Raw genomic sequence first — 12,571 nt, 5'->3', positions numbered from 1 at the left:
TGTCCCGCTCATTAAATACCGTCCCTTTCCAGCGGACAGCTCATGCACCTTGCACCACCGCGTCCTCTGCCCAGTTCATCACCGGCGATGGGGAGTACGGTGATCCCGGCTTTATCGTATTTTTCGTTAGTCCGGAGATTGCGTTCGTAGCCAATCACCACCCCCGGCCGGATGGTCAGCACATTGTTGGCATCGTTCCATTGCTCGCGCTCTGCTTCGAAACGATCACCTCCGGTTGTGATCAGGCGGATATGGTCAATATCCAGAGCCAGCTCAAGAGCTTTGGTAAAACCACTTTCTTCCGTACGTCGCAGACCGCCATAACCATCCGGAGTCAGTGTCCAGCAAGGGATATGCTGGTTAATGATCTGCGGGTAGATAGAAAAAGTATTGATATCCAGGTGTGTCATCACGGTATCAAGATGCATACAGGAGCGTTGCTGAGGTAATTCCAGCACGATAACGCGGCTGGCCTGCTGATGTTTAAACAAGGCGCTGGCAAGAAATTCTATTCCCTGGGCGGTGGTACGTTCCGACAAACCGATAACTACCGTGCCGCGGCCAATAACCAGCACATCGCCACCCTCGAGGGTGGCATTATCATAGTTAAGATCGTCATCCCCGTAATAGCGGATAAAATCACCGTCATTAAAGGCCGGGTGCCAGCGGTAGATAGCCCGCAGGTTATGGGTTTCCCGCTGGCGGGCTATTTTTGCCATCGGGTTAATACTGACCCCCTGATAAATCCAGCATGAGGTGTCGCGGGTAAATAAATGGTTGGGTAACGGACGGGTAATAAAGTCGTCCTGATCACTCTGACGTCCGGCAATATTACGTATTTCCGCAGGTAATTCATCGCAGGTTAAGCCTCCGGTGAAATGACTGGCCAGCAGGCGGTGTGGCATTTGATCCAGCCAGCTACGGATATCGGCCGCAAAACGTGGCCCGAGGCGATAATCAGAAATTTGCGTTTCCAGCAGCCAGTGTTTTGCCGCCGGAACATCCAGCGTCCGGGTCAGTAAATCTGACAGTAGCAGTACCTCAATCCCCTGCTGTCGCAGGGTATCGGCAAACTGATCGTGCTCTTCTCCTGCCCGTTCAACAGATAATACATCGTCGAACAGCAGATCCTGGCAATTGCCAGGCGTCAGCCTTTTCAGGCTCAGATGAGGGCGATGGAGTAATACGCTGCGTAATGTACCAATTTCAGAACCAACATAATGCTTTTCCATAGATGCTCCTTATCGGTGGAATAAACAGTATCTGCTGAATTAAACAACAGACACTGTTCCTGATAACTCGCCTGAAAATAACGAATTACCAGCACTAAGAACTGTGACTATATTCAAGGAGTTGTTGGTTATTGTCAGGGGGTTGCCGCTTTATGAGAGGGATCATTATTTAGGATTTTATTTTTTTATATAAAATGAAAATATACCCGAATAATCAGCGTGGTTATTTCAACTAGCGTAGTCTGTAACGCTATTTTAAAAAGCACAAAAATAAATATGATATTGATATTTAACGACAAATTTATCGTGTTGAATTTTTATACATTATACAAGGTGATTATTTAATACGCCGAACTGGCCGGGGAATAGTTATTCACAGAAGTGGCAGGAAATGAAAAGTTATATTTATGAACTGATTCTTGTTTTTTATTATTATTCTCTGATAACAGTCAGTTATATACATCACTGCCGGCGATCGGATACCAGATATGCAGTTATAATGAATGTTATTTCCTTTTGTCTGCTTGCCAGACGACGGATTTTAAAATAACTATGCCACAGGCGATGGCTGCGCAGAAAAGAGCATGCAGTGACAGACAGCACTATCACTGCAAAATCGCGGGACTGATTACGGGCTGAGAGTCGCAACCATGACCGCTTTAATGGTATGCATCCGGTTTTCTGCCTGATCAAACACAATGCTGTGAGGTGACTCAAAAACGTCATTAGTCACTTCAATACCCTCAGTAAAGCCATATTGTTCGGCCATCTGTTTGCCCAGAGTGGTTTGATCGTCGTGGAACGCCGGCAGGCAGTGGAGGAACTTCACCTGTGGATTACCGGTAAGCGCCAGCATATGGTTGTTTACCTGGTACGGACGCAGCAGGGCAATCCGTTCGGCCCAGGCTTCTTTTGCTTCACCCATCGACACCCAGACATCCGTATAAATAAAGTCTGCGCCTTTTACTCCATCACTAACGGATTCCGTCAGGGTTATTTTCCCGCCGGTCTGCCGGGCGACGGCCAGGCACTCTTCCACCAGCTCTGCATCCGGCCAGCATGCTTTCGGCGCGACCAGCCGTAAATCAAGTCCGGTCAGTGCTGCCGCTTCCAGCATCGAATTTCCCATGTTATTACGGGCATCGCCTGCATACACCAGGGTTATCTGGTTCCAGGACTTACCCGGTAAGTGCTCCCGCATAGTCAGCAAATCGGCCAGTAACTGGGTCGGATGAAACTCCGTCGTCAGACCATTCCAGACCGGTACTCCGGCATATTCAGCCAGCGTCTCGACAATACTCTGTTCATATCCGCGGTACTGGATACCGTCATACATCCTTCCCAGTACCCGTGCTGTATCTTTGATTGATTCTTTATGGCCGATCTGGTTACCACTGGCACCCAGCCAGGTCACCCTGGCCCCCTGATCGTAAGCGGCAACTTCGAAAGAGCAACGGGTTCGGGTCGAATCTTTTTCGAAGATGAGCGCAATATTTTTTCCTTGCAGGGCAGGGGATTCCTCACCTTGTTTTTTATCCTGTTTCAGGCTGGCGGCCAGACTCAGTAACTGTTCAAGTTCAGCAGAGGTAAAATCCAAGAGTCTCAGGAAATTACGCTGGTAAAGCTTACTCATATATCGCTCCGGAGATAAAAATCATATGAATTAATATTCAATCTATATGTATGAATATTCATTTTCAACCTTATTTTCAGTTATCCTGCGCTTTAGAGTAGTGCCGCGCCTGTGGCTGTGGGAAAATAGCCGCTGATGCGGGGGAATGCCCCTGAGCGCACCTGAGGAATAATCCCTATGACATTTGAATCCTTTATGGAAGAACAGCGCGAAGAAACACGCGAAATCATTGAAGAATTACTGGAAGATGGCAGCGATCCTGATGCGCTCTATACCATAGAGCATCATTTATCCTGCGACAGTTTTGATGCGCTGGAAAAAGCCGCTGTTGATGCATTCAAACTGGGCTATGAAGTGACTGATCCGGAAGAGCTGGAACTGGAAGACGGCACCACAGTTATGTGTGTCGATATTATCAGCGAAGTGGCACTGAAGGATGAACTGATTAATGCTCAGATCGAACAACTGGTGAAAATGGCCGGTAAGCACAATGTGGATTACGACGGCTGGGGAACTTACTTTGAAGATCCTGATGCCGAAGATGAAGACGAAGAGGATGATGAAGACGGTTCTGACTCCCATGACAACGGTGTGCGTCACTAATTAGTTGTCAGTTTTCGTCGTAAGCCCGTCCCCTGGTCTGATGATAACGGATGGCCGGGGCAGCGTTCACCTGCAGATTTTTTTGTCTGATATCCACTGAATTATGAATGACTCAGCCCTGATAGCCCCCCTGTTACAGTTTTTACATTGCCGGACACCCCGGTCATGGCTTGATGAAGCCGCCAGACCAGAAAATCTGCCATTACTATTAATCGATCACCTGACCTGTGAACTGAAAGCCGCACAGACCGCGGCCTGGCTGCTCCGTAAATATGCAGCGGATAAACCCGGTAGTGAAACCCTTAATCACTGGTTGTTGCCTTACGAAAATTTTATCTACCGTGAATGTCCTGACAGTGATTTTATTGAGGCTCACCGCAGTCTGGGTAACCGGATTACACGGCGGGCAGAGTGTCCCCGCGCTGATGATCTGATTGATAAAATGGTGCTGTTGATAAAAGAAGAATTGCACCATTTTTATCAGGTCTGGGAAATTATGCAGTCCCGGGGGGTGGCCTACCATAAAATTACCGCCAGCCGTTATGCCAGAGGACTACTGCGCGAGGTGACCACCCATGAACCCGACACGCTGGTGGATAAACTAATCTGTGGTGCATATATCGAAGCACGTTCCTGTGAACGTTTTGCCGCACTGGCCCCGTACCTTGATCCTGAACTGGCAAAATTCTACCGTTCGTTATTACGTTCTGAAGCCCGTCATTATCAGGACTATCTGACCCTTGCACGACAGATTTCCCCCGGTGATATCAGTGCACGGATCCGGAAAATAGGCGAAACGGAAGCAGCATTAATTACCGGACCGGACACGGAGTTACGTTTCCATAGCGGTCCGCTATCACATTAGAGAAACCTTTTGATAACATTATGGTTTTTGTTTTAATGGCAAATCATTCGGGTGTTTATTCCATGTAGTGTAATCATTAAAGCCTAATGATCTGCATGTTATCTAATATTTAGCAGTAACGACTGCATTTTTGGCTTTATCCGGTTGGTTTGTCATTATCATTCATTTATTTTGAATAAGATAAGCAATTTGTTCAGCTTTCGTGCAACCGGACACAGGGCTATGATTCACCGCATCAAGGCAATACGGCCTTCAGACAAAAATAAATTAAGGTGACCCTCATGAAATCCATCAAAACTTTAGTTGCAGTTGCAGTCCTTTCCCTGATTTCTTTCGGTAGCTTTGCTCAGAGCGTTACCGCCTGTGCAAGTACTCTTGATGCCGCTGAAGCACAGATTGCAGCTCAGGCCCACAAAGCCGGCGCTTCTTATAAAATTACCGAAGCAAATTACAACAATGGCGTGCATATGACCGCCGAACTGAATAAGTAACAGAGACAGAAGGCTCCCCGGCGGAAAATATCCCCGGGGGAGTCTTTCCTGTAATATTCCCCCGCCACCTGTCTGCGCCTGTATTTTCAGGCTCCTCACTCAGTTATCTGCTGTGTTATATAAAATCCGGCCCGGACAGACGGATATTTTATCCGCGGAACAGAACCTGAATTCACCGGATAATTGCCGGTTGAATAGCTGAACAACTGCGCTACAGTCGGGACTGAAGTCACCGGCGATATGTGTGCCCTGTCCCGTCAGGCGACTGACGACATCTGACAGGCCTGGCGGTCATGTCATCAGGGGAATCATCATCCGGCCAGTGACCCAACCGTTAAAGGAAGCGACCATGAATACAATAAAAACCGTACTGGCGGTGAGTCTGGTGTCTTTACTTTCATTCAGTAGTTTTGCGGAAAGTGTGACTGCAACGGCAGATAATCTGGATGATGCGGAGGCGAAAATCGCGGCGCAGGCCAAAAAAGCCGGAAAATCGTATACCATCATTGAAGCCACTATGAATAATGGTGTGCATATGACGGCAGAGCTGCATAAATAAATCTGCCATCAAAAAAAACAGCTATCTGCGTCTGCGGATAGCTGTTTTTTTACGGATCCGGCCGCTGACTCTTATAGCAGATTTTTTTCCCCGCAGAGTGCGACTGCCGGGCGATCAAGTCCATACAACGACCAGTCAACGCCGTCAGCATTCAGCCGGAAAATGACGGTTGCCAGTGTATTCTCCTGATCCGGATCGTCTTTCGCCAGCCGGTAGACAGGCAGTTTTCCGTCAGTATCAGACAGAATAGTCAGCATCTGTTCGGCTGACAGTGCGGTTTCCGCGGATAACAGCTGATCGATCCTGTGCTGGCGTGCGGCTGAACTTCCGGTAATCACTTGTTCGCAGGCCGACAATTGCGGGTGTATCAGATGATTAGCGTGGCCACTGTTACCCGTCAGCATGGTCACACTGTTGCCCTGACCGGTCGCTTCTACGCTGAACAGGCGCGGATCACCGGCCTGCCCCAGCGTGTGATGAAATGCGCCTGCCCGTGCCGTCGCCGTCAGTATCAGGACGGCATCGTCAAGACTGGTAGCATTCAGTGCCGCTCTTGCCAGTATCTGACGAGGTAAACCCGCCGGACGTTGTACTGCCCTGATATTATTGACGGTATTCACAACGCCGTGCTGATTTACCGCAAAGGTGTGCCCGCACAGAGACCCGGGATAGGCGAAGCTGACAAAAGCACTACCCTGCAATGGCCTGATATCGGCGATAAAACAGTCATCCCGCAATTGCGGAAAGCCATCCTCATTATGGGCAATAAAACACTGACCGGCACTGTCACGACCCGCCAGAGTGGTGCAGCCATCTGAGGTTGAACGTACCAGATCACCGCGGCAATTCCAGGCAAAAACCGCGTCCAGCGGGGCATCTAATCCGTAGGCCATCCCCTGCAGTTCCTGCCATATCAGCGGATACTCGCGTTGCACAGCCTCAGCCATTGCCCGTGCCTGTGGTGAATCTTTCAGGCGAATAACCGTTTGCCACAGCGTGGTTTCCGGCAGCTTATTATGCCATGCCGCCTTACCCGCGCGGCCCAGTTGTTCGCCAATGGAAAAAGCACCACCACGGAGCGTGATTATGTTCATATACGGAGTATCTCAGTTTTAACTCAGGAAACGTGCTGCAGGAATTCCTGCAAACGGGCGCAGCCATTACCGCCCTCAATCAGCCCGGCGGGCGAACCATCTTCAGCAATGGTACCGCCATCGATAAAGATCAACCGTGAGGCAACATCCCGGGCAAAACCGATTTCGTGGGTCACAATGACCATTGTCATCCCCTCTTCAGCCAGAGAACGCATAACCTGTAATACTTCGTGGCGCAGTTCCGGATCCAGCGCGGAGGTAGGTTCATCAAACAGCATCATCTGTGGCTTGACGGCCAGTGCCCTGGCGATGGCAACACGCTGCTGCTGTCCGCCGGAAAGCTCTGAAGGGTAATGGTCAGCACGTGCTGCCAGACCGACCCGTGTCAGTAAATCCATCGCCTGTTTACGTGCATCTGCTTTACTGGCATGGCGAACCTTAAGTGGTCCGAACATGACATTTTCCAGGGCTGTCAGATGAGGGAACAGATGAAACTGCTGAAAGACCATTCCGGCTTCACGGCGGATATCCTGCTCATTAACATGCGGATCGGTCAGGTGCATACCTGCCACTATCAGAGCCCCGGAAGAAATTTCTTCCAGTTTATTAATACAGCGTAACAGGGTGGATTTACCGGATCCGGAAGGGCCGATAATAACGACTACTTCACCGGCATCAATTTTCAGATTGATATCATGCAGCACCTGCGTTGAGCCAAAATTTTTCGAGACATTTTGAAATTCAACCATACTCATAAAATATGCATCCTTTTTTCCAGAGTTTTAAGCAGGAAGCTCAGACACAGAGTAACAATCAGATACAGTGCTGCAACTGCGGTCCATACTTCGAGTGCGCGGAAGTTACCGGCGATAATTTCCTGTCCCTGACGGGTCAGTTCGGCAACCCCAATCACAATAAATAATGAGGTATCTTTGATACTAATGATCCACTGGTTACCCAGTGCTGGGATCATACGGCGTAATGCCAGCGGCATAATGATGTACCAGAGCGTTGCCCGTGAAGACAGACCCATTGCCAGTCCGGCTTCTTTAAAACCTTTATTAATTGATAGCAACGCACCACGGGTAATTTCGGCAATATAGGCGCCGGAATTTATCATAATGGTCACAACCGCAGCGGTAATCGGATCAATACGTACCGGTAAAGCGAGTGGCAGGGCGAAGTAGATAAACATCACCTGCACCATAATCGGCGTTCCGCGGATAAGCTCGACGAAAATCAATGACACCGTCTTTGAAAATCTGCCGCCTAATGCGCGACAGACACCGGCGATCAGCCCGATGACAAACCCTCCCAGTAACCCGACTACTGAAATGAACAGGGTCAGTTTGAGCCCCTGTAATAATATTGGCACGGCTTGCCAGACATAACTGATATCAAAATTCATAATCTTATCCGCATGGTCAAATAGACAGTGGGCCAGCCATCACTGGCCCGAAAAACAATTACTTAGGTTCTTTGTCGAACCATTTTACGTAGATTTTGTTATAGGTACCGTCAGCGCGTAACTCTTTCAGCGCTTCGTCAACACGTCTGGTGTAAGGGCTGTTTTTCTGCAGCGCAAAACCGTACTGCTGTGGCAGCACGCTATCGTTTTCACCGGTCGCTTTGATTTTTCCGTTACCGGCAGTTTTTACGTAATACAACACGTTCGGCGAGTCATGAACGACCGCATCAATATTGCCGGCCTGCAGATCGAGATAGGCGTTATCGATGTTCGGGAACTCGACATAATCAGCTTTTACATTGGCTTTCATATAGGTTGCAGCGGCCGTACCCTGCTTCAGGCCCACTTTTTTACCCGCCAGATCGCTGAACTTATTAATACCGGTGGCTGAGCTTTTTACCGCCATCAGCAAGTCAGCGTTGTAGTATGGGGCGCTGAAATCAACAACCTGTGCACGTACCGGCGTAATAGTGATCCCAGCCATAGCGACATCAATATTACGTGACTGCAGACCAGGGATCAGACCACTGAAATCCATAGGTTGCAGGGTATAGTCGACATCCATTTTTTTAGCGATGGCATTCCACAGATCAATATCAAAACCAACATATTTGTTGTCTTGTTTGAATTCGAATGGAACAAATGCGGTATCAACACCGACCGTCAGTGTATCTTTAGCAACAGCATTAAAGCTGAATGCACTTGCCAGTAAGGCCAGTGAAACACCTACAGTATTAATTGTTTTCAGCATAACGAGTCCTTTTTATAAGATCGGATGATGTGTGTCAGTCATACTCAAAAAAGCAATAACCATGCCAGAATTAAAAAACAAATAACCCGGGGAAATAAATTATATAACCAAATGATTTAAAAGGGTTTTATATGTTATTTGGTTGTTAACTTTCAGCATTCTGGCTGTGGCGCGGGTAATCAGTTTTTCTTATAAAGGCGGCGAAAGAGTTTGCACTTCTTTGGTGCCCCCGGCGGAGCGGGGGAGCACCATTTTAGTGCGATAGCGGGCGGAGTCAGAAGCCTATGGGTGTATGCTGCGCCGGGGTTCGGGCAACATTCATAACCATTGCCAGTAAGCTGTAATAGCCATTGATGCCGATCAGATCCATGACCGCTGCTTCACCGAACTGTGCCACGGACTGCTGCCAGATATCGTCACTGACATGCTTTTGCTGATGTAACTGCTGGCAGAACTGATATACCAGCCATTCATCCTGTTGCAGAGCTGTATCAGCAGGCCGTTGCTGATGCTGTATCGCGTCAATTGCCTGTTCTGAAATCCCCTGTCCGCGGGCAATGGGCGCATGAATCTCCCATTCGACCGGCTGACCCCAGTAACGTGCTGTCACTAAAATAGCCAGTTCAGATAACCGCAGGCCGATTGCACTACGGTAGCGCAGGTACTCACCCAATCGTTGTGCATGAGCCATTAGTTCAGGGCTACGCAATAATGCCTGAAACGGAGGCAGTAATGCTCCGCGTGGCCCCTGAATCACTTCTTCGGCCAGTGTCCGCTGTTCATCGCTCCAGTCCTCTGGTGCCAGCGGTGGCAGGCGGTTAGTTATGGTCATCGGTCAGGCACCTGCTGCGTTGTGTGTTTCGCGGATGATCACCTGTTTCAGGGTATCGACCACCACATCCAGTTGCTGCTGAGTCACAATAAATGGCGGTGCAATCAGGATATGGTCACCCTGCTGTCCGTCAATCGTGCCACCCATCGGATACACCATCAGCCCCTGTTCAAGGCAGCCGCGTTTAATGGCGGCGTGCAGCTTCAGCGCCGGGTCAAAAGGGGCTTTGCTCTGTTTGTCTCTCACCAGTTCAATCCCGGCAAATAAGCCGCGTCCCCGGGTGTTACCGACAAATTCCAGTCCGGCAATCTCATTGTCTAATTGTTGTAGTAAATAATTTCCCTGGTGCTGCACATGACTTAATAAATTATCCCGCACAATTACTTGCTGTACAGCCAGTGCGGCGGCGGCAGCGGTCGGATGGCAAATATAGGTATGGCCATGCTGAAACAGTCCGCTGCCCTGACGTAGCGGTTCAATCACCTTATCGCTGACCAGCACGGCACCAATAGGCTGATAGCCGCCACCCAGTCCTTTTGCGACAGTGACAATATCCGGTACCACGCCATCCTGTTCGAAAGAATGCAGAGTTCCGGTACGGCCCATACCACACATCACTTCATCGGCAATATACAGCACACCGTATTTATCACAGAGCCTGCGCACTCCGGCAAAATACCCCTTCACAGGAGGGACAGCACCGGTGGTGGCACCACTGACAGTTTCGGCGATAAAGCCAATAATTTTTTCCGGGCCGGTCTCAACGATGGTTTGTTCGAGTTCATTCAGTAACCGTTCGGTATATTGCTGTTCGGTTTCATCGTGGCGCTGATCACGGTAGGCATTACAGGCCGATACCCGCGCGACATCCATCAGTAACGGTGAAAATTGTTTACGACGCCATTCATTACCGCCTACCGCCAGTGCACCCAGAGTATTACCGTGGTAGCTCTGACGACGGCCAATAAAAGTGGTTTTTTCCGGCTGTCCGGTTTCCACACAATACTGACGGGCCAGTTTCAGGGCGGTCTCGACCGCTTCAGAACCGCCGGAAACAAAATAGACGGAATTCAGATCCCCGGGAGCGCTGCCTGCCAGCTGATCAGCCAGCTTTTCTGCCGCATCACTGGTGAAAAATCCCGTATGGGCGTAGGCGAGTGTATCGATCTGCCGGTGCATTGCTGCCAGCACATCCGGATGAGCATGGCCCAGGCAGGATACTGCCGCACCGCCACTGGCATCCAGGTAACGTTTACCTGAAGCATCGGTAATATAAGCACCCTGTGCCGAGGTAGCGATCGGCGGAGTAAAATGAAGACTGCGGTGAATAATATGGCTCATTGATCATCCCGTTACTGGTACGGCAGGGGAAACCCCGGATAAGAGATATACTCTCAGATACAATTGGATCATTCAATATAATAATGATTCATTTGTATCATTTCGGGTGTTGCGGATCAGCGCCGGGTGGGAGACTATTTACCGGGGAATATATAGGCCCCGGAATCAAACAGATAGCGCTCAGCACTCTCTATCCGGCGGATAGCCTCGTCACCATGTCTGGCGACCAGGGCGGCCATCAGGCATTCGGCAATTCCCATCCCTGAAACCACGGAAGGAAAAAAAGACGGACTGCTGACCGGAAACAGCAGGTTACAGGTGGCGGCTTGTGCCAGAGGGGACAGAGGAGAATCAGTGATAGCAATCAGAGTGGCACCGGCGGCCCGGGCATATTCGGTAATTTGCAGAGTCTCCCGTGAATAGGGGGCAAACCCGACGACAACAACCAGGTCGCGGCAAGTAATCTCACGGGTAAAAATCTCCTGATTGCTGGCCAGCCCGTCAATCAGAGACACCTGACGGTGGAACAGGCGATAGATATAGTAGAGTGACCATGCGACCGGAAAACTTGCCCTGAAACCGCAGATATAGACCTGGTCAGCGCTATCCAGCAGGCTGACCGCCTGTTCCAGACTGTGACGGTTATTTTCCTGAGTTTGCTGTAAATTGGCCGCAAAGGCTGAAAAAACTTCGTCATATAATGCCGGATGCTGCTGCTTATTTTGCAGATCGCTGGCACGGGCAGCGTAGCTGTCATCCGCCAGCCCCATGCAACGGATAAAGGCATCTTTCAGCTCTCCCCAGCCATTGAACCCCAGCCGTTTCGCCAGCCTCAGCAGGGTGGCGGGTCTGACTCCGGCGTTTCCGGCAAACGCCCGCATCGATAACACTACCAGTTCATTATTGTGTTCCAGTATGAACTCTGCGGCTTTTTGCAGCTCCGGCGTCAGGGCCGGGTAATGTTCAACAATAATTTTACGCGGGTCCATAAGGGGAGGTCTCCGGGGGTTATTGGTTCAGGGGGGATGATAGCGTGCCTTTAGGGATTTGTATGTATTCACTCAGGAGCAGAGGGCGCAATGGCCGCGCCCTCTGCACACCGGGCCTGTGGATTAGCACCTGTGCGGGTATGCCGCATATCAGTCCGGCGGGGTTCTGTTCGCCATAACGTCAGGTCATTTTTTGCTGCCCCGCAGCGGGCGACCAGGCAAAGGGCGCAATGGCCGCGCCCTCTGCACTCCGGGCCTGTGCGGCAGATCGTTCCGCCGCTGCGCGGTACCTTCGTTCATTCCCGTGACCTTGACGGACCGGCCGCGATTCGCTCCTGCTCAACACGGCCTCTCGCCGCTTCCCTGCGGCTCGCCCTGGCCACACTCATTCACTCAGCGGCCCGGATGCCGCCTCCGGTAACCTGCCTCAGCTATCGATAACGCTGATTGCAGAAAAACTTTTTCAGCGATAAAGGTATCTGATTAATTTCGATTTATTACCGGGGCGGTACTGTAACGCTGATGCGGGTATGCCGCATATCAATCCGGCGGTGTTCTGTTCGCCATAACGTAACGTTATTTTTTGCTGCCCCGCAGCGGGCGACCAGGCAAAGGGCGCAATGGCCGCGCCCTCTGCACACTCATTCACTCAGCGGCCCGGATGCCGCCTCCGGTAACCTGCCTCAGCTATCGATAACGCTGACTGCAGAAAA

At 50.3% G+C, this 12,571-nt stretch carries 13 protein-coding genes; 4 read left to right on the top strand and 9 right to left on the bottom strand.

The genetic code is table 11. The annotated features are described in order from the left end of the window. Positions 1-11 precede the first annotated feature (11 nt). Together arcA and argF are read right to left on the bottom strand one after the other, a co-directional pair. A complete protein-coding gene (arcA, locus tag JK216_RS08130) occupies positions 12-1,232 on the bottom strand; it encodes an arginine deiminase (protein ID WP_212710553.1) in 1,221 nt (406 codons plus the stop codon). A gap of 628 nt (positions 1,233-1,860) precedes the next feature. Beyond that, complete coding sequence (gene argF / locus JK216_RS08125) at positions 1,861-2,865, bottom strand: ornithine carbamoyltransferase (RefSeq protein ID WP_212711536.1); 1,005 nt, start codon at positions 2,863-2,865, stop codon at positions 1,861-1,863. 177 nt (positions 2,866-3,042) lie between these two features. Here argF and rraB point away from each other — a divergent pair, with 177 nt between their 5' ends. The 4 genes from rraB to JK216_RS08105 all read left to right on the top strand — a co-directional run bounded on the left by rraB (position 3,043) and on the right by JK216_RS08105 (position 5,383). Then, positions 3,043-3,468, top strand: coding sequence for a ribonuclease E inhibitor RraB (rraB, locus tag JK216_RS08120; protein WP_212707677.1), 426 nt, complete (start codon positions 3,043-3,045; stop codon positions 3,466-3,468). A 103-nt stretch (positions 3,469-3,571) separates the two neighbouring features. Continuing rightward, on the top strand, positions 3,572-4,333 hold the full coding sequence (miaE, locus tag JK216_RS08115; protein WP_212707678.1) for a tRNA isopentenyl-2-thiomethyl-A-37 hydroxylase MiaE: 762 nt from the start codon (positions 3,572-3,574) through the stop codon (positions 4,331-4,333). 281 nt (positions 4,334-4,614) lie between these two features. After that, positions 4,615-4,824 carry a YdgH/BhsA/McbA-like domain containing protein gene (locus JK216_RS08110; protein WP_212707679.1) on the top strand — a complete coding sequence of 70 codons (210 nt, stop codon included), beginning with the start codon at positions 4,615-4,617 and terminating at the stop codon, positions 4,822-4,824. A gap of 349 nt (positions 4,825-5,173) precedes the next feature. Next, positions 5,174-5,383, top strand: a complete 210-nt coding sequence (locus JK216_RS08105) for a YdgH/BhsA/McbA-like domain containing protein (RefSeq protein ID WP_212707680.1) — start codon at positions 5,174-5,176, stop codon at positions 5,381-5,383. Positions 5,384-5,454: 71 nt separating this feature from the next. On the opposite strand, the gene JK216_RS08100 is transcribed toward JK216_RS08105, so the two are convergent. From JK216_RS08100 to JK216_RS08070, 7 genes are all read right to left on the bottom strand, one after another. After that, positions 5,455-6,477, bottom strand: coding sequence for a C45 family peptidase (locus JK216_RS08100; protein ID WP_212711537.1), 1,023 nt, complete (start codon positions 6,475-6,477; stop codon positions 5,455-5,457). Between the two features lie 23 nt (positions 6,478-6,500). Next, entirely contained in the window at positions 6,501-7,226 is a 726-nt protein-coding gene (gene glnQ, locus JK216_RS08095) for a glutamine ABC transporter ATP-binding protein GlnQ (protein ID WP_212707693.1), read from the bottom strand. Between the two features lie 2 nt (positions 7,227-7,228). Further along, entirely contained in the window at positions 7,229-7,885 is a 657-nt protein-coding gene (gene glnP, locus JK216_RS08090; protein WP_212707682.1) for a glutamine ABC transporter permease GlnP, read from the bottom strand. 58 nt (positions 7,886-7,943) lie between these two features. Continuing rightward, positions 7,944-8,693 (bottom strand): glutamine ABC transporter substrate-binding protein GlnH, encoded by a 750-nt coding sequence (glnH, locus tag JK216_RS08085; protein ID WP_212707694.1) that lies wholly within the window; start codon positions 8,691-8,693, stop codon positions 7,944-7,946. A 277-nt stretch (positions 8,694-8,970) separates the two neighbouring features. Further along, the gene (locus JK216_RS08080) at positions 8,971-9,528 is read right to left on the bottom strand and encodes a carboxymuconolactone decarboxylase family protein (RefSeq protein ID WP_212707683.1); all 558 of its coding nucleotides are present in this window, start codon (positions 9,526-9,528) and stop codon (positions 8,971-8,973) included. Positions 9,529-9,531: 3 nt separating this feature from the next. Continuing rightward, on the bottom strand, positions 9,532-10,869 hold the full coding sequence (locus JK216_RS08075; protein WP_212707684.1) for an aspartate aminotransferase family protein: 1,338 nt from the start codon (positions 10,867-10,869) through the stop codon (positions 9,532-9,534). Between the two features lie 134 nt (positions 10,870-11,003). Further along, positions 11,004-11,858 carry a MurR/RpiR family transcriptional regulator gene (locus JK216_RS08070; protein WP_212707685.1) on the bottom strand — a complete coding sequence of 285 codons (855 nt, stop codon included), beginning with the start codon at positions 11,856-11,858 and terminating at the stop codon, positions 11,004-11,006. Positions 11,859-12,571: the final 713 nt, after the last annotated feature.

This window comes from Tatumella sp. JGM94, assembly GCF_018257595.1.
In the GTDB taxonomy this organism is placed as follows: Bacteria; Pseudomonadota; Gammaproteobacteria; order Enterobacterales; family Enterobacteriaceae; genus Tatumella; species Tatumella punctata.
Note: the sequence above shows the minus strand (reverse complement) of the source record. Positions and strands in the feature narration are given on the sequence as shown.